General features: G+C 42.3%; 21 protein-coding genes and 1 pseudogene. 9 read left to right on the plus strand and 13 right to left on the minus strand.

The annotated features are described in order from the left end of the window. Positions 1-218: 218 nt before the first annotated feature. The 8 genes from F6K51_RS16115 to F6K51_RS16150 form a co-directional block, all read right to left on the minus strand. Entirely contained in the window at positions 219-554 is a 336-nt protein-coding gene (locus tag F6K51_RS16115) for a XisI protein (protein WP_293021772.1), read from the minus strand. 10 nt (positions 555-564) lie between these two features. Further along, positions 565-987 carry a DUF29 domain-containing protein gene (locus F6K51_RS16120; protein ID WP_293021774.1) on the minus strand — a complete coding sequence of 141 codons (423 nt, stop codon included), beginning with the start codon at positions 985-987 and terminating at the stop codon, positions 565-567. 83 nt (positions 988-1,070) lie between these two features. Beyond that, positions 1,071-1,706, minus strand: coding sequence for a heme-copper oxidase subunit III (locus tag F6K51_RS16125; RefSeq protein WP_293021776.1), 636 nt, complete (start codon positions 1,704-1,706; stop codon positions 1,071-1,073). Then, entirely contained in the window at positions 1,693-3,381 is a 1,689-nt protein-coding gene (gene ctaD, locus F6K51_RS16130; protein WP_293021778.1) for a cytochrome c oxidase subunit I, read from the minus strand. Before ctaD ends, F6K51_RS16125 begins: the two co-directional genes overlap by 14 nt. Further along, complete coding sequence (locus F6K51_RS16135; RefSeq protein ID WP_293021780.1) at positions 3,378-4,319, minus strand: cytochrome c oxidase subunit II transmembrane domain-containing protein; 942 nt, start codon at positions 4,317-4,319, stop codon at positions 3,378-3,380. Before F6K51_RS16135 ends, ctaD begins: the two co-directional genes overlap by 4 nt. Before the next feature lie 8 nt (positions 4,320-4,327). After that, positions 4,328-4,933 carry a DUF2231 domain-containing protein gene (locus F6K51_RS16140; protein WP_293021782.1) on the minus strand — a complete coding sequence of 202 codons (606 nt, stop codon included), beginning with the start codon at positions 4,931-4,933 and terminating at the stop codon, positions 4,328-4,330. Continuing rightward, positions 4,930-5,430, minus strand: a complete 501-nt coding sequence (locus F6K51_RS16145) for a DUF2231 domain-containing protein (protein WP_293021784.1) — start codon at positions 5,428-5,430, stop codon at positions 4,930-4,932. The genes F6K51_RS16140 and F6K51_RS16145 overlap by 4 nt, the downstream gene beginning before the upstream one ends. A 1,109-nt stretch (positions 5,431-6,539) precedes the next feature. Next, positions 6,540-7,037: an IS630 family transposase gene (locus tag F6K51_RS16150; RefSeq protein WP_293021785.1), complete on the minus strand. Its 498-nt coding sequence runs from the start codon at positions 7,035-7,037 to the stop codon at positions 6,540-6,542. Between the two features lie 287 nt (positions 7,038-7,324). On the opposite strand from F6K51_RS16150, the pseudogene F6K51_RS16155 reads away from it, so the two are divergent. Next, positions 7,325-8,502: pseudogene (locus tag F6K51_RS16155) on the plus strand (ISAs1 family transposase). A 32-nt stretch (positions 8,503-8,534) separates the two neighbouring features. On the opposite strand, the gene F6K51_RS16160 reads toward F6K51_RS16155, so the two are convergent. Beyond that, complete coding sequence (locus F6K51_RS16160) at positions 8,535-8,918, minus strand: IS630 transposase-related protein (RefSeq protein ID WP_293021787.1); 384 nt, start codon at positions 8,916-8,918, stop codon at positions 8,535-8,537. A gap of 810 nt (positions 8,919-9,728) precedes the next feature. Here F6K51_RS16160 and F6K51_RS16165 point away from each other — a divergent pair. Both F6K51_RS16165 and F6K51_RS16170 read left to right on the plus strand, forming a co-directional pair. Further along, positions 9,729-11,150: a transposase gene (locus F6K51_RS16165; protein ID WP_293021788.1), complete on the plus strand. Its 1,422-nt coding sequence runs from the start codon at positions 9,729-9,731 to the stop codon at positions 11,148-11,150. A 26-nt stretch (positions 11,151-11,176) separates the two neighbouring features. Beyond that, on the plus strand, positions 11,177-12,685 hold the full coding sequence (locus F6K51_RS16170; protein WP_293021789.1) for an Ig-like domain-containing protein: 1,509 nt from the start codon (positions 11,177-11,179) through the stop codon (positions 12,683-12,685). A gap of 18 nt (positions 12,686-12,703) precedes the next feature. Here the strand turns inward: F6K51_RS16170 and F6K51_RS16175 are convergent, their stop codons facing one another. Continuing rightward, complete coding sequence (locus F6K51_RS16175) at positions 12,704-12,886, minus strand: hypothetical protein (protein ID WP_293021790.1); 183 nt, start codon at positions 12,884-12,886, stop codon at positions 12,704-12,706. A 357-nt stretch (positions 12,887-13,243) separates the two neighbouring features. Between F6K51_RS16175 and F6K51_RS16180 the strand changes: the two genes are divergently transcribed. From F6K51_RS16180 to F6K51_RS16190, 3 genes are all read left to right on the plus strand, one after another. Then, positions 13,244-13,621 (plus strand): VOC family protein, encoded by a 378-nt coding sequence (locus tag F6K51_RS16180; protein WP_293021792.1) that lies wholly within the window; start codon positions 13,244-13,246, stop codon positions 13,619-13,621. Positions 13,622-13,648: 27 nt separating this feature from the next. After that, a complete protein-coding gene (locus F6K51_RS16185) occupies positions 13,649-14,965 on the plus strand; it encodes a recombinase family protein (protein WP_293021794.1) in 1,317 nt (438 codons plus the stop codon). Between the two features lie 308 nt (positions 14,966-15,273). After that, entirely contained in the window at positions 15,274-15,507 is a 234-nt protein-coding gene (locus F6K51_RS16190; protein ID WP_293021796.1) for a hypothetical protein, read from the plus strand. 56 nt (positions 15,508-15,563) lie between these two features. Here the strand turns inward: F6K51_RS16190 and F6K51_RS16195 are convergent, their stop codons facing one another. Both F6K51_RS16195 and F6K51_RS16200 read right to left on the minus strand, forming a co-directional pair. Next, complete coding sequence (locus F6K51_RS16195) at positions 15,564-15,824, minus strand: MoaD/ThiS family protein (RefSeq protein WP_293021797.1); 261 nt, start codon at positions 15,822-15,824, stop codon at positions 15,564-15,566. An 852-nt stretch (positions 15,825-16,676) separates the two neighbouring features. Continuing rightward, the gene (locus tag F6K51_RS16200) at positions 16,677-17,219 is read right to left on the minus strand and encodes a tachylectin-related carbohydrate-binding protein (protein WP_293021798.1); all 543 of its coding nucleotides are present in this window, start codon (positions 17,217-17,219) and stop codon (positions 16,677-16,679) included. Positions 17,220-17,764: 545 nt separating this feature from the next. Between F6K51_RS16200 and mutS the strand changes: the two genes are divergently transcribed. The 3 genes from mutS to F6K51_RS16215 all read left to right on the plus strand — a co-directional run bounded on the left by mutS (position 17,765) and on the right by F6K51_RS16215 (position 22,711). Further along, a complete protein-coding gene (gene mutS / locus F6K51_RS16205) occupies positions 17,765-20,893 on the plus strand; it encodes a DNA mismatch repair protein MutS (RefSeq protein ID WP_293021800.1) in 3,129 nt (1,042 codons plus the stop codon). Positions 20,894-21,241: 348 nt separating this feature from the next. Beyond that, positions 21,242-21,511: a hypothetical protein gene (locus tag F6K51_RS16210; RefSeq protein WP_293021801.1), complete on the plus strand. Its 270-nt coding sequence runs from the start codon at positions 21,242-21,244 to the stop codon at positions 21,509-21,511. Positions 21,512-21,829: 318 nt separating this feature from the next. Beyond that, positions 21,830-22,711 carry a hypothetical protein gene (locus tag F6K51_RS16215; protein ID WP_293021802.1) on the plus strand — a complete coding sequence of 294 codons (882 nt, stop codon included), beginning with the start codon at positions 21,830-21,832 and terminating at the stop codon, positions 22,709-22,711. A 349-nt stretch (positions 22,712-23,060) separates the two neighbouring features. Here the strand turns inward: F6K51_RS16215 and F6K51_RS16220 are convergent, their stop codons facing one another. After that, the gene (locus tag F6K51_RS16220) at positions 23,061-23,378 is read right to left on the minus strand and encodes a DUF4359 domain-containing protein (RefSeq protein WP_293021803.1); all 318 of its coding nucleotides are present in this window, start codon (positions 23,376-23,378) and stop codon (positions 23,061-23,063) included. Between the last annotated feature and the right edge of the window lie 487 nt (positions 23,379-23,865).

A 23,865-nucleotide genomic window follows, 5' to 3' on the forward strand; every position in this document is an offset into this window, starting at 1 on the left:
GATCGCTTTCGGATCATCTCCTATTCCCTTACCTTTTATCTCAGCTAGATTCAAGGGTTGATAACGAGATTTTTCTAACGCATCATCAGAGGGATTACAACCCATTAGGATTAAGCTAATAGTCAACCCTACTCCTATAAGCGGTAACCTGTCTTTTCTATCCATGGTCATTTGAAATTAAATTTGTTATAGCCTTGATTTTATCAAACATATCAATTTTAATTGACGGCAAATTCAGTTTGCTGACGCATTTCGGGAGGATAGAAAGCTAAAACAATATTTTCTTTCTTGATGCCAGCATTAATTAAATCAGTAGTGATACCCGTTTCTATTCCATCATATTCAATATAAATTTTCGTATTTTTTAGAGTAATATATATTAGGTTTACTCTGATTCTTTTTCCCTGTGACCATCCTACCTGCATTAATCCATAGTGCTCTCGTGTTTCGTCAAAAATGGGATCAAGTCGGATGTCTCCATGAGAGGGACGAAATTGAGCGTATTTTAGAATAACTTGTTTTATTATTTCTCGATAGGTCGTTTGGGTATCCATTGTTTGACTTCTAATTTGGAGGAAACCAATCCGATTGGATTTGCTCAGGGGAATAGGGACATTTGTCAGGAAAGTCCCAATCGGAAATTCCGGTTTCATTAGCAGCATCGGCTCTCGCATCACCATAAACCTTTGATAAATCTGCCCAGTATCGCTTTAAACTAGGAGTATCTCTGAGATAGCGTTTAAGGTTATTGCGCTCTCGTTTGATGGTTATTTCCCAAGACCTAGACCGTTTTTCAGGTTGATATTCCCATTTCAACAGATGTTGAATCGTTAAACGAATAGAAGATAAAAAGCGGTCTCGCTCTCGTTTACCCAAGTCTTCAATTTCTTCTAGGAGATTAATCCAGTCTACTTCACTATATCGTTGTTCTTTGATCAGATAAACTTGTTGTTCAACCCATTGGATGATATCAGTTTCATAGAGCATTTTGTTCTTGGAAATCTAACTAAACATGACAAAAGCCTTACCTGGTTGGGTTACGCTCCTGCTCACCCAACCTAGGAATAAGGCTACTGCCAGATGTAAATCAGCACAAACAAAATAATCCAAATGACATCGACAAAATGCCAGAACAGGGAGGTGGCAGCAACCCCAAACTCACCGTTGTCGTAGTTACCGGGAATGAAGGAGCGTCCCAGCATAATCAATTGCAACAAGACTCCTGTCAGCACGTGCAAACCATGAAACCCGGTGAGCAAATAAAAGGTGCCGCCAAATACGCCATCGGTAAACCCAAAGGGGAGACTGCTCCATTCCACTGCCTGACCATATAAAAAGTAGCTCCCCATTGCCATGGTCAGGAGCCAAAATGCCCGAAAGCCCCACAGATTGTTGACATGGAGATATCGTTCGGCAATATAAATTACGAAACTACTAGACACCAGCACTACAGTATTAATAGCTGGCTCTTTGATCTCTAGCCCTGTGACACCGGCAGGGAGCCAGTCGGCTGTGGTAGTCTTGTAAACAATGTATCCAGCAAAGAAGCTCAGGAAGATCACACTTTCCGAAAGCAAGAAAATGATGAAGCCAAACATGCTGTTGCCTGCTTCATCATGGCTATGTTCTGCTGTCCCATCAGAGGTATGGGTCTGACTCGGTATTACACCAGAGGTGAGTGATGGATCGATTTCAGTTGGGTTCATGGATAACTTCTAGCGCATCAGGGTTAGAAATCAAAGCTTCAGATTTGCCATAGCCATAGGGTTCGGCAATCACCACAGGCAACTGTTCAAAGTTCTCGTGACTGGGCGGGGAGGAGACAAGCCATTCTATCCCGATCGCCCGCCAGGGATTGGCTGGTGCTTTTTCTCCTTGCACCCAGGAACCGACCATATTGAGGATAAAGGGCAAAGTAGACATGCCCAACAGGAAGGCTCCAATGCTAGCAATCACATTCCAAAAGGCAAATTCGGGATCGTAGGACGCAACTCGGCGGGGCATGCCTTGCAGTCCTAATGGGTGCATGGGGAAAAAATTGAGATTGGCTCCAATAAAGGTCAGGGCAAAGTGGAGTTTTCCCAATCCTTCATTATACATGCGCCCTGTCATTTTGGGGAACCAATGGTAGAAGGCGGCATAAATCCCCATAACTGTTGCGCCATAGATAACGTAGTGAAAGTGACCAACAACGAAATAGGTGTTGTTGACGTGAATATCTACTGGAACGGCTGCTAACATAATGCCAGTAATGCCTGCAAATACGAACATCACTAAGCCACCTAGTCCGAAAAGCATAGCGCTGGTTAGTCTGAGTTTGCCTCCCCAAATGGTGGCTACCCAGGCAAAGACTTTGATGCCAGTTGGCACGGAAATCAGCATGGTGGAGAACATAAACAGCATCCGCATCCATCCGGGGGTGCCACTAGCAAACATGTGATGCACCCAGACTATAGCGCTCAACCCAACAATAATTAGGGATGAAATAGCAACTACTTTGTAACCAAAAAGGGGCTTGCGGGCGTAAACTGGGAATATTTCTGAAAAAATGCCAAAAATCGGCAGGATAATTACGTAAACGGCTGGGTGAGAGTAGAACCAGAAAAAGTGCTGGAACAGAATGGGATCGCCCCCTTTGGCAGGGTCAAAAAAGCTGGTGCCTAGGGTTAAATCAAACAACAGCATGATGGCTCCAGCAGTCAGGGCAGGTAAGCCAAATAATTGAATAATCTGGGCACTGAGTACAGCCCAGACAAACACAGGCATTCGGAATAAGGTCATTCCGGGCGATCGCATCCGAATAATGGTGGTTACGATGTTGACGGCTCCCAGAATAGAGGATACTCCCGAAAGCGCCACGGCTAGTAGCCACAGAAATTGACCGCTAATCAAAGCACCAGTAGGATTTTGCAGGCTCACGGGTGGATAAGACCACCAACCTGCCTGGGCTGGGCCTCCTGGAGCTAAAAAGCTTCCCATCAGGACAATCCCAAAGACGGGCACCATCCAGAAGGCCAGGGCATTTAGCCTGGGAAATGCCATATCCCGTGCCCCAATCATCAGCGGTACTAGGTAATTGGCCAGCCCGGCCAACACTGGAAAGGTCCACAAGAACAGCATTACTGTTCCGTGGAGGGTAAACATAGCATTGTAGACGGTGCGATCAACCAGATCGGCCTCTGGGGTAATCAGTTCACCCCGGACGATCATGGCAAAGATTCCACCAATGAGAAAAAAGAAAAAAGAGGTGACAATATACTGAATCCCAATCACTTTGTGATCGGTGCTGAAGCTGAAAAACCGTTTCCAGTCTTCAGGGGTACCTGGCGAGGGCTGTTTGCCCAAGGATGCGATCGCGTCAACCGAAGAAAGATTGGTCATAACCCTTTGTTTTGCTGATTTGAACCAGAGTAATTAACCATAGGAGGCGCAGCTGGAACCACCGTTTTCCAGCCTGCATTAATTGCTGTTTCAGAGGCTCGACGATATTCCTCGAAGGCTTGATTGTAGGCTGCTTTGGGGGGTTGAACCGCTGCTTGAGCAAGCCACTGCTGATAGGATTCCGGGGATTGTACCACCACATCCGCCTGCATTGCTGCAAAGTAAGTTCCACTGTATTGAGAATCCCGCAACCGATAGTTGCCTTCGCGAATGGGAGTAAATTCAAACTCGATCGCCTGATTTGGGATAATATCCTGCTTGACTCGAAAGGCGGGTATATAAAACCCATGTATCACATCCTCTGATTTCAGGGTAAGCTTGATGCGATGGTTGTTGGGTAAATGCAGTTCTGTGCTGCTGATACTTTGCTCGGGATAGCGAAATTCCCACGCCCACTGACGAGACAAGACTTCAATACGCTCTATTGGTTCGTTGGAGTCAGGCATTTGTGAGTCAGTACTTGGTTCAATTGGTGCAGCCTCAGCGGTTGCCATTTCTAGATGAACATGCTCCATCGGACCGAGAATCGACATCTGGTCGTAGACCTGGTAGCTGTAGGCTGCAATCCAAATTACTAAGGCTAAGGGAATCGCTGTCCAGACGATTTCCAGGGTGATGTTTCCTTCAATTGCTGGACCATCACTGATGTCATACTTGCCTGCTTGCTGAAACAAGACTGAATAGGTTAGGGTTCCTACTACTCCTAAGAAAATAAAGGTTCCCAGTGTCACTAGGAAACTGAATAAATCGTCAACTAGCAGGGATTCAGCTGAAGCTTGGGGAGGAAACCAAGAGTAAGCCTGTTGACCCATCCACAGACTAATCCCGGCTAATGCGATCGCAACGACAACCAAAGTCAAAATCCTGCGAATATTCATGAGCTTATTTATTTCAAGAGTAAGTTTGGATCTTGCCCCAGTCTCAACAGGCGATCAGCGCTAATGTGTAGGCCAAAATCTGCCGCCAGTTGCGCTCCCAGGGTACCGTGAACAAACATCAGTGCAAAAATCCCTAGTCCCGCTAACAAATAGGTCCATTGTACTTGTCTGGCCCTATCCTTATTCCAAACAAATCGCTGAAATCCTCGCCATACTGTCATTGCTACAATCAGCAGCAGCAGCAAGACTCCGCCAACTCCATGCCAAAGCATGGTTTCCATGGCTTGTAATCCCCAGGCACTTGTAACCTCTGTGGGTGGGTCTGCCAGCATGATTTCATAGAAACCCGCTGCAACGGTGAAGAAAGTAACCACTGCTGCTGCCAGCATGTTGTACCAGCCGACATCAAAAAAATTGGATCTTGTGGCAGGAATTGCCAGTATCTTAAAGACTGGCTTTTCCAGGGGAAACAAGACCCCAACAATATCAAAGCCGATGGCCACGATAAATAAACCAAGGGTTAGATGTACCAGATTGGGATGAATCGGAATCGGGTAAGGCAAGCCATTGGCTCCCAATTGGCTCCCCAGTTGGTCAATTAGGTTTGAACTCATTGCAACAAGCCCTCCCTAGTCCCTTCTACTACCGGAACAGTATGTAATCCATAGACCCAAACGAGTAAGTCACCCAGGTAGACCTGGACAAACACTAACCCTACTAACAACGCCCCCACCCCCAAAAAAGGTATGGGTAACTCTTTGGGATTGCGAGAACGAATAATGTAGCGCCATGCTGTCACCGCTGCAATGATGCCAGATAGAGACCAGCCAATCAGCGTATGCAGGTTCAATGTTGCCTCTGCTGCTGTGTAAGGCTCTGCTAATCCGGCTTCAATTTGCCCAAAAATAACAGCAATAAAGATAGAAATAGTCGCAAAAAATAAATTCCACCAACTTACCTCATACAGACGATAATTACGGCTAAAGTAGCCGACAGCGTCACACAAGACGGCAAACAATACCATGGCAATCACAAAATGAACCACGATCGGATGAATTGTATCGGGATACGGCAAGTTGTGATCGTTGAGTGGGGGGAGATACTCTAGCATATTGTTCTCAATGAGGTTTCAATGAGGAATTGTTGGTAGTGGTAAACAAGTAGTGATTTTCACACCCGAAACCTTCACGCTTACCGTAGCAAAATCACTACATATTTACCACTAACTTACTAAGTTTGAATTATACTACTCAAATAATAGTAAAATAATAGACTAACTAAAACGCTAGTATCAAATTATTAGGCATCTTTGACATTAGAGCCATAAAAACAATTATATTCAGGCTGAGCAGCAATAAAATAACATAAAATTGTTGGGGCTTTATTCCTTTCAAAAAAAACACTGCGATTCTCCTATTTTTTAGTTTTTACCTAGATATAAATCCTCATTAACTGAGGATTTACTTAGACTTGATCAGATATCTAGTTAGTGACTGCTAATTTTTAAGCAAACAACTAACTTTGTCAAATTGATTGACTCAAATTACAGGGTTTACAAAGCAAGCAGCTAGCTCCAGTTAGTAGATATAGCTACTAACTGGAGCAAGGATAGCGATACCTGACTTTAGATATATCACCTGGTTTTAGTATAGCCAGCTAACCCTTAGTATTAGTATATTTTCAGAAAGTTTTAAGATTTATTACAAAGCCAAAAAGGTTGACAATTTGTCTTATCTGACTTTGACGATTTGTATTGTTATAGCAAAGGTAAATTTGGCTCAGGTAAAAGGGAACAGGGAGTAGGGAGTAGGAAACTTTGGAATAGGGAATAGGTAAAAAAATGTATCCATAATTACTATTATAACCGCTAGATAAAGTATTAACTGTATAAATTGAAGGGGATTGGCTTTGGAAACTATAGGCTAGAACTGTTGAGTAATTTTACTTATGGTTTTCCTTCGATATCGTGCCAACGTGATTTCGACATAAGCAACGTTATCGAGGTGCGACCCGTGGCGAATTTAATTCGCCTAGCGATGCAGCGCGGTCTTGGGGAGGCAGCGCGGTCTTGGGGGTTTCCCCCATGAGCGACTGCCGTGGTTCCCCCCATGAGCGACTGCATCAAGACACGGAAAGCGCACCTCAGGAGTCAGGAGCTTCGAATCAGGAGCTTCGAGTCAGAAAAACTTAATTTTTTACTTATAGCGGTTTGCACTTAAGTTAGTTACAATAACAACAATAAGAAAACAATTTTTTTATGTCTTCTTTAGTCAAAGAATCACAACACTCTACTAGACCTTGTTCTAACTCATCTCTAGTCATCGGGACTAATGAACGCAAATATTCTTTCAAAATAAACCAAAACTTTTCGATGGGATTAAAATCGGGAGAGTAAGGAGGTAAAAAGAAAACACTAGCTCCAACTGTAGATAATATTTCTACAATTTTTTGACTTTTATGGGTGGGTAAATTATCCATAATTACCATAGCGCCAGGCCATAATGATGGTGCTAAAACTTGTTTTATATAAGTTAGAAAACTTTGAGTATTCATTGAACCATTTAACGTCATAGTCCCTAAGATACCTTCCGAAGAAAGAGCACTAATTATTGTAATATTTTCTCCTCTATAATAAGGACGATAATCGACAACTCTAGTTCCTCTTTGAGAACGGCCATAAATGCGTTTTTTGCCTAAATTAAACCCTGTTTCATCCAAAAAAACTAGGTTCTTTACTAAAAAATTAGTAATTTTTTGCCAATAAAGATATCTTAAGTTACCAGGGTAAGCGCATCTAATTTTGTATAAAAAAGTACAGATTTATTGATTAATATATGTATAAGTGCCAGTTTGAGTATTAATGATGTTAAGTAGTATCGTGATTAGCATTGTGTCTACTTTAGATTAGGGTTAGTCTCATGGGTAATGGTTTTCAATCTCGAACAGTTTCGAAATTAAACTCGAAAGCTTTAAGTGTAGCTAAAGCGACTGCGTTAACTGAAAAAATGGCATTAATTTTCAGCGAGATAGAAGACCCCCGTGTGGCTAGAACACGTGTCCATTTGTTAACAGATATTTTAATCATCGCAATACTATCAGTAATTGCAGGAGCCAAGGGATGGGAGGATATGGAAAATTATGGATTAAGTAAATATGAATGGCTAGAGCAATTTTTAGCAAAACCGAAAGGTATCCCAAGTGCAGACACATTTCGCCGAGTGTTTGTTCGCGCAGCGTCTCCGTTGGAGTTGCGTATCAACCCAAAAATATTCGAGAGATGTTTTAGACGTTGGGTCCAATCGATAGTTGAGACAGTAGAAGCACAGGTAATTCCCATTGACGGTAAAACTATCAAAGGCTCTTATGATAGAGTACTGGGAAAAACCGCTTTGCACTTAGTCAGTGCATGGAAAGCGTGAATATCGTCTTGTTTTAGGACAAGTAAAAGTAGCTGATAAATCAAATGAAATCACGGCAATTCCCGCCTTATTAGAATTACTAGATTTAGCTGGATGTATCGTAACAATTGATGCTATGGGTACGCAAACTGCCATTGCCTCTCAAATTATCAGTGCCAAAGCTGATTACGTTTTAGCTCTTAAAGCCAACCATCCTACCCTTCATAAACAAGTAAAAGATTGGTTTTATAAAAACCTAGAACAGGGATTTAAAGGGATTACTCATAGTTATGATAAACGGATAGAAAAAGGTCATCATCGGACTGAAACAAGGCAAGTGTGGTGTGTTCCAATATCTGAAATATCACCTCTACATAACCAAGATGATTGGGTCGGACTTAAGTGTATTGTCATGGTGATAAGAGTACGTCATCTGTGGAACAAAACTACACGCGAAGTTCAGTTTTACTTAACGAGTTTGGATTGTGATGCTCGTAAAGAGCGGGAAAGCTATCCGTCTCCACTGGGGTGTAGAAAATGGGTTGCATTGGACTTTAGATGTCACTTTTCATGAAGATGCTTGCCGTGTTCGTACTGGCCATGCTCCACAAAACTTATCATTGCTGCGACGAATTGCACTTAACGCATTGAATTTAGAGCAATCGTTCCGGCGTAGTAATCGTCAAAAATCGAATCGAGCTGCCATGGATAATAACTATATGTTGACGATTATCGCTGCTTGTTTATCTCATTATCATGATGCCTCAAAACCTTTATGTCAATAGGTTTTGAGATGCGCTTACCCTGCTTAAGTTACCTACCCTTTCCGTTTTGGCTTGAGTGGCATATAAAGTTTTTTTTTTCGGGTTATATTGAGTTTTTTTAAGAATCTACTTAAGGTAGTTATGTGGACAGTAATTTTTTTTTCGTTTTCAAGTATTTCCACTATTTCGGATAGAGTTAATGAGGGATAATCTGACAACATAGATTTGATAAATTCTGTGAATGGTTCTAATTTAGAGGCTCGGTTATTCCCTTGTTTACCTGGTGATAAATCTCCGGTATCTTTAAATTTTTTAATAATTATAAATACAAAATCACGACTCACTTTAAACCTTTTAGATAACTGCGTAATTGATCCTTCACAGTCTAGATAAGCTGTGATAATTTTAGTTCTTATGTCAACAGAATAGGCTTTCATAATTGGGATATATATATTATACTTTATTTAAACGCAAACCGCTATAATTTGCAATTAATCAAAGTTTAATCCTCTGATAAAATTAGCGATTGGCCGTAGGCCACGCTACGCGAACGCACTTTCGTTTTTCTACTTTGACTAGAAAATGCGATAAGTCTAAAATTACCAATTTTTGAACTTATATCCGATTTTTTGGGTCAATTACCCTGTTAGTGAGGATTGGACTGACTAATACTGGGGTATTGGCTTGAGGCGGTGACAGATTGGCTATCAAAACATCCAGAAATCTGAGAACCCTGCGTCTTTAGACCGGCTTAGAAGTTACCCCAGCGAGCAATCCCTCCCTGGGGCAGTCTTTATAGTTGGTCGGCTATGCATAAAAGAGGTGCAGAGACGCGCGCCAAGCGTGTAGGGTCGCCTTTATAAGTGACTGGCTATGAAGATGCATGGTTAAAACTATTGTATTAAGGCTCCACTACACTTACGGTAACTTCAAGACCCGTGGCGAATTTAATTCGCCTACGGAAAGCGCACCTTTGGTTAAAACTTATTCATTAAGGCTGCCCTATTCTAAGGTTTCGTCTCCCGGATGAAACAGAGCCACGGGGTAAACCCCGCCGTATCTCTTCGTGTGGGTTCAGGCAGTCTGGCTATCAAACTCCTAATCAACTCAGACTGAGTCATTCCCAGCCGTTCAGCCTCCTCCTTTAACTGCTGCTTCTGGCAAACTTGTGATCCTAATTTGTTTTCATATTTATATATGACAATATAGGCAGACATTTGTTATGATTATAGTAGGAGGTGATGAAGTTGTACAAAACCATTCCGGTAAGAGCAGAATTTACAGACGAAGAGGAGGCTTTTTGGGTCTTTCAGTGCCAGCGAGCGAATAGCTTGATAAATTGCGCTATTTATTACATCAAGCAGAAACATTACGATTGGTTAAAAGAGCAGCTAGAAGCTTATTCCACTTATTGGAGAGGTGACGAGTTAAGGCTGGGATGGAAGACTTACAAGTGTATTACAAAGTATCCAGAGTTAGACAAAGTCTTGAAGATGAATCCTCATTACAAGGCTATGGCGGCTCAATCAGCTCAACAGACTTTAAAATCAGTAGGAGAATCAATTTCTAGCTACAACCAACTAGTAGGTTCTTATTACAAAGGGGAAGTCGATAGGCCAAGGCTGCCTAGATACAGAAAAAAAGGTGGATTAGCTGGTGTCACTTTTCCAAGACAGTCACTTACCTACAAAGAAGGCATTTTTTACCCTTCAATCAGTAAAGAATCTAAGCCAGAACTAATTTGCAAGATAACGTTAACTCCGCCTGACTTTATAGATCCAGATTGGGTGAAAGAGGTAACCATTCGTCCTAACTTAGGGCAGTTGTGGATTGACTGGGTTATAGATGACGGGAAGCAGGCCGTTGAACATAATCCAGATCTGGACTACTCTCAAGCTTGGAGTTTTGATCATGGCGGAGACAACTGGCTAACTGGTATTTCGACCAAAGGAAAAAGCCTGATAATCGACGGTCGAAAGCTTAAATCAATGAACCAAGGCTATTCTAGGTTGGTCGCTAAGTACAAGTCAGGGAAATCCGAATCTTATTGGGATGCTAATTTGGATAGAGTGCAGCGTAAGCGCAACAACCAAATGAGAGATGCGAAGAACAAAGCTGCCAGGTTTATTATTAACCGTTGCCTTAACGATAAAATTGGAAATCTGATTATTGGATGGAATGAGCGGCAAAAAAATGCATCTAATATGGGTAAGCGAGGTAATCAAAATTTTGTTTTAATTCCCACTAAAAGATTAATCGAAAGATTAAAACAACTTTGCTATGAATACGGAATTAAATTGACAATTACTGAAGAGTCATACACTAGCAAAGCGTCTTTTCTGGATGAGGATCCATTACCTAGACACGGTGAAAAACCCAGTGAATGGAAGCCATCAGGAAAAAGAGTGAGACGTGGGCTTTATAAGACTTCTTCTGGATGCTTAGTAAACGCTGATTGCAACGGTGCCGGAAACATTGCAAGAAAAGTAGCCACACAGTTAGGTCTTGATCTAACCAAGGTGAGTAGGGGATCCTTGACAGTCCCACACCGATATGACGTTTTTAGTTCCTTGAAAAAATCATATCGAAAAAGAAGTGTTGGCGTTCGCGTAGCGTCGGCGAAAGCCGATAGAGGCTCGGTTTCAACCAGCCTCCTAACAACCTTTTAGAATCCCCCGTGTTTTAACCGGGGGAGATGTCAACAGTAGCAGCTCAAACCGTGAAGATTCAAACCTTTGTTCAACCCATTGACCGTACTGCTGGGGTAGTCATAGTTATACTGAGTCTACTGATTGGTATATTACTGTGGACTGGCGATCGCACTGCCCCCAGGGTACGGGAATTTTCCTGGCAAGATAAACAAATCGGTGCGGAGGATAAAGCATTTATCCTAACCTTCAGCCGTCCTATGGATCAGACTAGTGTGGAAGCGAATCTGAACATTGTTCCACCCATCCCGGGCAAAATTAGCTGGGCTGGACGCAAAATGGCTTATACTCCGCTGCTCCCTTTACCCTATGGCACCGAGTATCAATTCCAGCTCACTGGGGCAGTAGAGCAATTCGCTAAGCCTGGCAATAAGACTGCCATCGAACCGTTTAAGGCATCCTTCCGTACCCGTGACCGAGCCTTTGCCTATGTGGGTGTTAAAGCAGAAGAACAGGGGCGATTAATTTTCTATAATCTCACTCGCCAACAAAAAACTATCTTAACGCCTCCAGATTTGCTGGTTATGGACTTTAAGTTCTATCCTGATGGCAGCCGAATTCTTTTCTCTGCTGTTAGAAGTCAGAATAAAGAACAGGACTTGCTCTCTGCAAAATTATATACTGTGACCACGGGCATATCTACTCGTGCCCCAGCTCAAGAGACCGTATCCTCAGACTCTGGTGGTAAAGTTGAGCTGGTTCTCGATAGCAAAGACTACCAGAATCTGAAGTTTGATTTGTCTGCTGATGGTAAAACGATTGTGGTACAGCGGGTCAGTCGCAGTAATCCTTCGGAATTTGGGCTGTGGACCATACAAACTGGTACTAAACCGAAACCATTAGACCATGAACCAGGAGGAGATTTTATGATTACTCCTGACAGCAACGCTATTGCGATGGCTCAAGGTCAGGGAGTGGGCATTTTACCCTTGACACCAAATGCTCAACCCCTAGACTTTTTACCGAAGTTTGGCATGGTCCTAAACTTTGCTAAGGATGGTTCAGCAGCAGTGATGGTGAAGTTTAATAGTGACTATACGCGATCGCTATTTTTAGTCAAAAACCAGGGCTCTGAGCAAGAGATACTGCGCACCACTGGTTCTGTCCATAGTTGTGAATTCTCGGCGCAAAACCATATTCTCTATTGTCTGCTCAGCCAACTCATTGCTGGGGAAGAATTCAAAGAAGAACCTTTCCTAGCAGCGATTAGCCTTAAACCTAATGACAAGAATGAGTATACCTTAAAGCGCTTGGTACTTTTACCGGAGCAACAGGAAGTTCATATGAGTTTGTCCCCAGATGACTTAGGTATACTCTTTGATCAAATAGTCCCTGAACGGTCATCTGATGAAGGTTTGATCACTGATGAAGGACAAATAATTGCCAATGCTAGACTCTGGCTATTACCTTTAGTGGATGATACATCTTCAGATACTCCAGTGAAGCTGGAAGCGGAACCACTCCTAACTGGATTTAATGCTCGTTGGCTACCTTGAAGGTTAGCAGGTTTAAGGTTAGTAGGTTGAACGCGATCGCGTGGCCAATAGGCCAAGGTTAGTAGGTTGAAGGTTAGTAGGTTGAAGGTTAGCTGGTTGAAGGTTAGTAGGTTGAAGGTTAGTAGGTTGAAGGTTAGCTGGTTGAAGGTTAGCTGGTTGAAGGTTAACAGGTTGAACGCGATCGCGTGGCCAATAGGCCAAGGTTAGCTAGTTGAAGGTTAGCAGGTTGAACGCGATCGCGTGGCCAATAGGCCAAGGTTAGCTGGTTGTAAGCATTCAGCCTTCAGCGGTCAGCTGTCAGCAGATGAATAGCACTAACCTTAATTGGTAGTGCTATAACCTTAAACCTGTCGCCTTAAACCATCAAACCTTAAACCTGTAACCAAACAACCTTCAAACCAAACAACCTTCAACCTTCAAACCAAACAACCTTCAACCTTCAAACCAAACAACCTTCAACCTTCAAACCAAACAACCTTCAACCTTCAAACCTTCAACCTTCAACATTAAAACCTTCAACATTAAAACCTTCAACCTGTAACCTTAAAGTAAAAGATTATGGAAATTAATCAGTGTCTTCATGTTGCTGTTTTAGTTTCTGATTTGGAAAAGGCAGAGGATTTTTACGGTAAGATTTTGGGATTATCTAAAGTTGAACGAGAGCTGAGATTTCCTGGTGCTTGGTACCAAGTTGGTCAATTCCAAATTCACTTGATGGTTAATCCTAATGCTAAAGTTGACCTAAAAAATCCTGAAAAATGGGGTCGTAATCCCCACATTGCCTTTAGTGTCGTAAATTTAGATGAAGCGAAGGAATGTCTACAAGCTCATGGTTACCCGATTCAATTGAGCTCGTCTGGTCGTGCGGCATTATTTACCCAAGATCCAGATTGTAATATTATTGAGCTTAGTCAGATTAGTAAGATTAGCACTTAGGGGTTAAGGTCGGTATGGGGAAAATAGATGAAAACCATTGCCTACCTGTACAGCAATCCCCTACTTGACCCAGTGCCCGACCCAGAAGTTTGGGGTTTGGAGGTGGATCAGATCTATCTAGATTTAGGAGGACGTCAGCAGTGGCAGCAGTTAGTTGCGGATTGCCAAGCTCAACCCCCTGATTACTTGCTAATTCGTCGTCTGGAAGAACTGGGAGAGTGTTTAGCTGAAATTAGCGATCGCATTACCCAAATTGAAACCCTCGGTATTTGTTTGATTGCCACAGAGCAATCTTACAATTCTGCTCAGCTAACGGATGCTACCAACTACACTACGATTCGCGCTAGTTTACTGAAGCTCTTACACGAAATCCAGCAGGAAGTCAACAGCCGCCGCCTTCGGCAAGGGCACGCTCGTAATCGCCTCAAAGCCTTACCCCCACCAGGAAAAGCCCCCTATGGCTATCGGCGGGGCAAAGACCGCTATCTAATTGACCGCAGTACGGCACCGGTGGTTAAGGATTTTTTTGAACAGTTTCTGCTTTATGGTTCCTTGCGGGGTGCAGTACGGTATTTAGAGCAAAAATATGGTAAACGGATTTCCGTGACTACCGGGCGTCGTTGGCTAACAAATCCGGTTTATCGGGGAGACCTTGGCTATCAAAAAAATGGTGAGGTTATTTCCGATACCCATAGTGCTATTTTGAATCGGGAAGAAGCGGCACAAATTGACCGACTGCTCAGGCGCAACCGACAATTACCTCCTCGAACCGCTAGTGCTCCCCGTTCTTTGGCCGGGTTGGTGGTTTGTCAGGAATGTCAGTCGGGGATGACCGTTGTTAGTGTTACTCAATATCGTAAAAACAAACAATATCTCTACCTACGTCCGATCAATTGTCCTAAGCATCCCAAATGCCGTGCTCTTAGTTATGAACAGGTCTTGGAGCAGACTATTCAACTGATCTGTCAGGAATTACCCCGTGCTGTTGCTGCTATGAATGCTCCCAGCTTGGATGGGGTCAAGGAATCCCTTCAGGGTAAAATTACTCAAAAAAAAGATAATTTAGAGCAGCTAACCCTGTTAACGTCTAGTGGGGTGCTTGATCAAGAAACTGCTGATTTACGAGCATACAAACTACGGACAGAAATTTCCCAATTGCAGCAGCAGCTAGCTGCTTTGCCGCCAGTGAATTTAAAAGCGATCGCTCAGACAGTATCCATTCCTCAATTCTGGATTGATTTATCAGAATCAGAGCGTCGGTTTTACTTTCGGGAGTTTATTCAAAAAATTGAAATCTTGCGTCAGGTAAAAGAATTGCAGCTGCAACTTGTGTTTATTTTTTAAGTAAGCTATCAGCTATCAGCTATCAGCTATCAGCTATCAGCTATCAGCTATCAGCTATCAGCTATCAGCTATCAGCCATTTGCCACCGACACATTACTCCTACTTTAAGCAATGCCCTTTGGCGAGGCATCCTGTAAAGTTATCCAAAGATAAATTACATTAGCTCTCACAACGCTAGTGCTGCCCAGTTATTTTTGTAAAATTAAATACAGAAAATAGTTAAAGTTTACCCATTGTCTGGGAAGATTTTGGCTCGAAGCAGTCTCAGCTAGGGTAGACGGGAATTTTTTTACCTTGATGAGAGAACCATGAAACTTTTAGAATCGCAGACCCAAACCCCGACTTGGAACAGCTCCCCTAATCCCAACTTAGATCAGTCCCAGGAACCGTTCCAACCTGGGACTTGGGTACGTCTGTTAGAGCTACCTAATCCCTATAGCTTTGATGAAGCGCTACTGCTTTGCCAGATTTCACAAGACCAGTGGGTATCCTGGATTCCTGATCATGGCGAAGCAACCCTACATATCAGTCAATTTTTCTGAGTTTTTACTAGAAACACAGCCCTTGGAGGCAAAAGGCTTGCAGGCACAATAATCGATTAGCCACCGCTAACAGGAGGAATCAGAACCACTTCATCCCCATCTTGCAAGGGGGTATCGGGGGGAACGAATTGGAGATTGATGCCAAAGCGCGTCACTTCACGCCATTGCTCCAGCTCTGGGTGTTCACTCAGTAAACGGTCTAGCACGGCTGATACTGATGTTTGAGGGGGAAATCCTAACTGGAGTTCTGGCAAGCCATAGGTTTCTTGATAGGCAGCAAAAAGCTTGACTGTAATAGTAATTGATGATTCAGACATAGATTAATTTGTTATTGAGCTCGATAATTGCTATGAATTTGCTATTTTTTTGTGTGAAATGCTGTTTTATTATCTTCTCCCTGACGAGACTCAGATCCAAAAACTTGACCAATAAGATCAAAGAAAATCCAATAATATAGATGCACCCTGAGGATCAAAGCAGTATGTACCCTAATTCGGGAGTATTATAAAACCTAAGTGGCATTTTTGACCAAAATAATGGGTCTCAAGCCTTGCCCTTCTAGGGCGACTTTTCCAGAATTTATTAGAAAAAGGTGTATAATATATTAAGTGTGTAGCCTAGCACAGGTAGGATTCGTCGGTACTACCTCAATTAATAACGACGTAAAGCGATGCTAGTACACGAGGCGCGAAAAACCTCTAAAACGCATGGATCTTAACAGATACCGAAAACCAGTAAAGTAGCAAATTCAAAATATATAACGTACCGTGGGGCACACGGGAACGGGGAAATGCCCAACGCTTAGGGAGATAAGCCCACTGGGATTAGTTAAATTAGGCTCGATACTTGGTTATGCATGAACGGGTATTTGGCTTAAATATTGCCTTTCAGGATAGCTAATTTTAAGGCGTGTCGTAGAACTAAGAATCCCCGTCCTTCAAGGGCGGGGAGTGTCAATAGAGTAGAATTTATTAGTCCAGCGGCATTCGCATCTTATTTTTGTACATGCTGGCGGGGTGAGGATTTCAGCGATCGAGTCCTACCCATGAATCAATTGATGAAATCCTTACTGGATCAGGGTTTTGCAATTTAGATGCGAATGCCGCTGGTTCCTTTTGTCAAGCGTGTGATTGAGATGCTCTTACCCTGAGCTATAAACCTGGCTGACCCTAGAAGATATTCTGGTATTGGTTCCAACCGTCTGAAATAACCGTCTCCGCACCCCGATTCTGAAAGTTATTAGGATCCGGTAGACCACTATAGCTATAGTAGGACAGTTGACCATTGGGTTTTAGAGCAAACAGAACTCCAGAACCTCCAGAAAAAACTTTACTATATTCGTTCCAACCGTCTGAAATAACCTTCTCTGCACCCCGATTACGAAAGTTGTTAGGATCCGGTAGACCACTATAGCTATAGTAGGACAGTTGACCGTTGGGCTTTAGAGCAAACAGAACTCCAGAACCTCCAGAAAAAACTTTACTATATTCGTTCCAACCGTTTGAAATAACCTTCTCCGCACCCCGATTACGAAAGTTGTTAGGATCCGGTAGACCACTATAGCTATAGTAGGACAGTTGACCATTGGGCTTCAAGGCATAAAGAATCTGAACACCAGACTGACCTTGAGTCAAAACAGGGGTCAAGGTTGTTAGCCCGGTCATGGTAGCGAGTACAACCAAAAACCTTCGACGTCTGATGACACTTTTCATTTGTATAACACCTTTTAATTTGTATAAGTGTGATTCGATTCCCTCCCAACCTCTTAATAAACAGAGAAGATTTTAAATAAACACAATACTGTCATCAACAGCTCTTTAATTTCTTCCAACTTATAGGGGCATCAGCAAGGGAATTGCTTAGTATTAAACATACACATAATTAATTTAGAATAATTTAGTTCTAATAATTTAGAATAATTTAGAATAATTTAGAATAATTTAGAATAATTTAGACATTCTGGCTAGGCTATACAATGCCAGGGTAAGCGCATCTTGTCAACAAACTGGGGGTAGTTCTCAATAAACCCGGTATTATTGTGCTTATTGACAAGATATTTTCTACATATAGTGTTCAGGGAAATAAATAAACACTATATGTATGAATCAATCCATTAGATGTGTTTACTCTACTCCCTAGTATTTAAAAAAAACTATTGCGATAGAGTAATGTAAGCCCAGTGGAAATGAATCTAACAAACCGAGGGTGACTTGGATTAACCTCTTACTATAGAGTATTGGTATTTCTAGCTTAGTAAATGAGCAGATCCCCTCAAGCATCTACTCCCGAATCCAACGATAACCTTCCGAAAAGGGCAACTGAAGCAGCAAGGAAAGTTGCGCCTGAGAATACTGACCATCGGACAGTGGACCGCAGTAAGCTGACACCGATGATGCAGCATTTTGCTGAAGTAAAAGACCAGTATTCCCATGCTGTGCTGCTCTACCGAGTTGGGGACTTCTATGAAACCTTCTTTCAGGATGCCAGGATAATTGCTGAAGCCCTGGAACTGGTCTTAACCAGCAAAGAAGCAGGTAAGGGAGTGGGACGGGTGCCAATGACGGGGGTTCCTCACCATGCTTTGGACCGCTACAGCACCATGCTAGTGGAAAAAGGCTATGCGATCGCAATATGTGACCAAGTGGAAGATGCCTCAGTGGCAGCCAAAGAAGGACGTCAGGTGCGCCGGGAAGTCACCCGTGTCCTTACCCCCGGTACCTTGATGGAAGAGGAGATGCTCCATGCTCGTCGTAACAATTTCCTGGCAGCAGTAGTGATTGCTAAGAATCATTGGGGTTTAGCCTATGCAGATATTTCCACTGGGGAATTTCTGACTACTCAAGACCGAGAGTTAGACCTGCTGGTTCAGGAATTGATGCGCTTGCAGCCCTCTGAGGTATTAATTCCCACCAATGCTCCCGATTTGGGGAGTATGCTACGACCTGGTCAGACTTCTGAGAGTTTACCGGATTGTTTACCAAATTCATTTTGTTATGCACTCCGTCCCCAACGACACTTTACCTTGGCCGAAGCCCGACAGCGACTGTTGGAACAGTTCAGAGTGCGATCGCTTGAAGGGTTAGGGTGTGAACATCTCCCCCTTGGTGTCCGTGCTGCTGGTGGGTTGTTGGAATATCTCAAAGATACCCAAAAAGAAAATTATGTAGCGTTACAGATATTACGTACCTATACCATTGCTGATTATTTAATTCTCGACCACCAGACTCGTCGCAATCTGGAAATTACTGCTACTGTCCGAGATAACACCTTTAATGGTTCCCTGCTTTGGGCTCTAGATCGAACCAGTACAGCCATGGGAGGTAGAGCATTGCGGCGCTGGCTACTGCAACCATTACTAGAGATTAAGGGAATCCGGGCACGACATGATACGATCGCGGAATTGGTGGAAAATACTGGACTGCGCCAGGACTTACAGCAGCTGCTTCGGAAAATTTATGACTTGGAGCGGTTGACAGGTAAAGCAAGTTCTGGTAGAGCTAATGCCAGAAATTTAGTCGCCTTAGGGGATTCTCTGTTGAGGTTACCGGAATTAGCTGACCTAGCGGCTTATGGCTCTTCTCCCTATCTGAAAGTGATGCAGAATGTACCGCCACAATTGGAAGAGTTAGGGCACACAATCCAGGAGCATCTGGTAGAGTCACCACCGTTGCATCTGACTGAGGGGAAATTAATTCGGCCTCAGGTCAACCAGCAGTTGGATGAAATGCGTGCTCAAGCCGAGGAGGATCAACAGTGGATTGCCAATTTGGAAGTGACGGAGCGGGAAAAGACAGATATTCCCAAGCTGAAGGTAGGGTTTAATAAGACTTTTGGATATTACATTAGTGTCCCTCGTGCTAAAACAGCTCAGGTACCAGATAACTATATTCGGAAGCAGACCTTGGTTAATGAAGAGCGCTACATAACCCCAGAGCTGAAGGAAAGGGAAGCACGGATTCTGACGGCCCGGGAGGATTTGAATCGTTTAGAGTATGAAATTTTTGTAGGTTTGCGCCATGAGGTAGCGCTGGAAGCTGACAGGATTCGGGGTGTGTCTCGGGCAGTAGCAGCATTGGATGTGTTGTGTGGATTAGCAGAGGTCGCTGTTTATCAGGGATATTGTCGTCCCGATATGGATCAAAGCCGGGAAATTCGGATTATAGATGGACGGCATCCAGTGGTAGAGCAGTCCTTGCCCAGTGGTTTGTTTGTCCCGAATTCCGCGTCTTTAGGTCAAAACAAGTTGAAGGTTGACGGGGAGTTGAAGGTTGACGGGAAGTTGAAGCTTGAAGAGGAGTTGAAGGTTGACGGGGAGTTGAAGGTTGAAGGTTATTCTGAGTTGAACGTTGAAGAGGAGTTGAAGGTTGAAGAGGAGTTGAAGGTTGGAAGGTTGAAGGTTGAAGGTTCTTCCGAGTTGAACGTTGAAAATTATAACCAGCAACTAGATAACGAGCAACTAGATAACGAGCAACTGGATAACGAACAACCTGCTAACCTTGGCCAAAAGGCCACGCTACGCGAACAACCTTCTAACCTTGGCCAAAAGGCCACGCTACGCGAACAACCTTCAACCGTTCCACCTTCTAACCTTCAACCTTCTAACCTTCAACCTGCAACCGTCCAACCTTGGCCAAAAGGCCACGCTACGCGAACAACCGTCGAACCTGCCACCGAAACGGATAATCCTGATTTGATTATTTTGACCGGACCTAACGCCAGTGGGAAGAGTTGTTATTTGCGTCAGATAGGATTGATTCAGTTGATGGCACAGGTGGGAAGTTTTGTGCCAGCATCGGAAGCAAGTTTGGGGATATGCGATCGCATTTTTACCAGAGTCGGTGCGGTGGATGATTTAGCAACAGGCCAGTCTACGTTTATGGTGGAAATGAACGAGACAGCGAATATTCTCAATCATGCTACGGATAAGTCTTTAGTGTTGTTGGATGAGATTGGTCGAGGTACAGCAACCTTTGATGGTCTTTCCATAGCTTGGGCAGTGGGGGAGTATCTGGCCATGGAAATTAAGGCACGGACGATTTTTGCCACCCATTATCATGAGTTGAATGAGTTAGCCTCGATTTTGCCCAATGTCGCTAATTATCAAGTGACGGTAAAAGAGTTACCCAATGAAATCATCTTTTTGCATCAGGTACAGCCAGGAGGAGCTAACCGTTCTTATGGCATTGAGGCCGGACGTTTAGCGGGTTTACCAACCTCAGTGATTAAGCGGGCGAAGCAGGTGATGAAGCAAATTGAGAAGCACAGCAAAATTGCCCTGGGGTTGCGCAAGGGGATTGGCAAACAATTGTCAGCTAGGAACACAACTGGCCAAAAGGTGAGCGACCAAGAGGTGACCATCGAGCAGTTGGATATTTTTGATGACTAAGCCACCATGATTGTGATCTGATTAACAACTACACAGTCAACACAGCTGATCAGTTAACGCGGATGGGATGGGACCTAGGAGCCGCTACGCGAAAGCATTCCCGCCCCTGCCCTTACGGAAAAAAGATCCGATTGCATAAATTTTTAAGCTAGCCCTGATTAGTATATAGACCTTAACTAATCAATTTTGGGAGCAGCTCCGTGACTATAGACTACGCCACCTGTAGCTCTTGATAGGGATAAACCTTTAGTTTCTAAAGGGTAGCATCGTCGATTATAGCGCCATGTGAGCTATAAGTTTTGTGGATTTGTATTTTTTTTTTAAGTTATTGGATGAGCGAGGAAACTTATGAAAGTTAAAAACGTCTATCAAGATGAACAAGGAAATTGGCATATCGACTATGGAATCGATCATCTGATGGGGCTATCCATTAGGACTTATTTAGGACAGACACTGATCGGATTTATTATTTCGATTCCCATGAGTTTCTTGTTTTTTATGTTTTTACTTTCCGTTTTCGATGCCTTAATTGAATCAATACCGCAGGTAGATACCAGTATTCAACAGATAGTTCCTCAAGAAAATGGCTCTCCTAAAATGATTATAGTAAATGAGTAGTTTAAAGGAGCGATTACCCCTTAAATAGCCAGGGATTCAATAAACTAAAAATAAATTGTCTTGATGCCAGGGCTATTTCATTGTAAAAAGTTGCCTAAGCGTGTCTATACCAAAATAACAAAGTCGTTGTCTTGATGCAGCGTGGTTTCCCCCATGAGCGACTGGATCAATAGATAGATTGGTTTTTTATAAATAACCAGTCCCATCAGACCTAGTCAGCAATAAGCGTGGTTTAATACAAACTATGTTTCGTAGAGCTATTAAATCACAGATAATTTAACGTTTTGATTCTAAATAAATTTTGAGTAAACAGTCACTATGAATATTCTCTCTAAACTTAAAAACCGGAAACTCGGATTAATAGAATTAATGTCAATGGGGTTTGAGGTTTATATAAAAAACTTAAAACCTATCCTACTGATATTTTCTACAATATATTTACCTTTCCTGATAATTCTGTCAGGTAGGCAATTTCTGCTTTCAAATAATCCTTTAGAATCAATATTTGTTTTTAGTTTATTTATATGGAAAAACATCTATTTTATACCCATAGCTATTATTACCAATAATTATGTTTATGGAAGACATTATAACTATCAGAGTGTATTCAAAAAAATCTTAGCAAGCTTAGTTCCGTTATTATTGATGAGTTTGGAATTTATTATTGTAGTTTTTCTGATAGAGCTGCGAGCATTTATAACTGTATTATTAAAAATAATAATAATATCAATTATATCATATTTTGTATTTTTTTTATTATTAGATTTTCTATCTCATAATTACTTTTTTACGGTATCTATAGTCCTTGTATATCTGGTACTTATCCTTAGACTTATTGTACTTAAAAACCCTGTTATCCCTGTTATAATTTATATTATAAATAATCAATACTATGGGCTTGCTTTTATTCTGAGAGACCAATGGGGAGAAGACGCTTTCGCTTACAGTCGCTCTATAGTTAAAGATAATTGGTGGAGAGTATTCTTCTTCAGTTTTTTAGTTATGGTTATTGACTTTGGATTACAATTATTCAATATTATTCATTTCATATTACAATTCTTTAATAATATTCCTTTCATAAACGATTTTTGGTTTTCCTTACTTTCCCAAACCTTAGCCCAATTTATCGCAATAGGTATTGTCATTGGGAGTACACTGCTATTTCTCAACTTAGATTTCCACAAAAAATTAGATAACTAATGACAGTGTCATCATGATTAGTTTTAACTAAGTTTTTCTTCAATTTTCTCAATCTTTAATTCAAGTTAATCAAGTTGACATGCTCCCAGTTACCGTCCTATTCGCTAATTATTAGAAAGGTCACGAACATCGTAAACCAATTTACTGAGTGGTGTTGATAATTAACTATTCCTTCCCTAATAAACTGGTGATAAAACGTAAGCATTCAGCCGTGAGCCTTGCCCAAAGGCCACCCTAGGCGAATGGCTCACCCTAATTGAGGTGTTTTGTAGCGTGCCCATAGGGCATCAGCTGATAACTGAGAGCTGAGAGCTGAGAGCTGAGAGCTGAGAGCTGAATGCTTACATAATTAAAACACCAAAAATTTGCCCCCTAGCCCAACAGTGTGAAATTTTTTACCCCAGAAGTTGGTGGTATAGATACTGAAAAGGAAATAGTTTTGGTGACGAGTGTAGCTTTCGATCACTGGCTTAACTGCATCAGGTGGTAAAGGTTTACCGACAAAACAAGCTGCTTTTACCCCAAGAGGAAGGGATTTCTGCTGGCAGTAAGTATCATGTAAGTGCCATGACGCATGATCAAGATAAGCGTCTTTAGTGGGATTGGTGAGTGCCATAATGCTGGACACTAAAGCTAAGAAAACTGTGCTATTGATGCGCTGATACATAATTTTCTCTTAAAAAATCGATTATTAGTAATCAGTAATTAGGACTTGGTAATTAGTAGTTGACCATTACCCATCACCCATTACCTGCTCAGCCATAGGATGATTAGTCAACCAGATTTGGCTTGGCTGGCTATCCTCGACTGATGGGAAGCCCAGTTAAATTCCTTGGTTAAATATTTTTTTCGTTATGTTGTGGGTCTATTCCGGAAAATTTAACCTATTGATTGCTATTGCTGCTAAATCTGCTATTTTACAAATGATTAACGGGACTTGATCTAATTCTCTTTTCCGAGAGCCGAAGTTATCCTTTCCCTAGCTGAAATCTGAACGCGCACGCGTGCGCGTAGCGCATAAGCTGACAATTCCACTACCTATGATATTTTCACACTTTCTTCACAAGCTATGATTATATTTTTTATCTAGTAGCGTTATAGTAATTCGGTTATTTTTGTTTAAAACAAACTTAAATTATTTGCTGAATGTCTGT

Source organism: Moorena sp. SIO3I8 (assembly GCF_010692325.1).
Lineage (GTDB): Bacteria > Cyanobacteriota > Cyanobacteriia > Cyanobacteriales > Coleofasciculaceae > Moorena.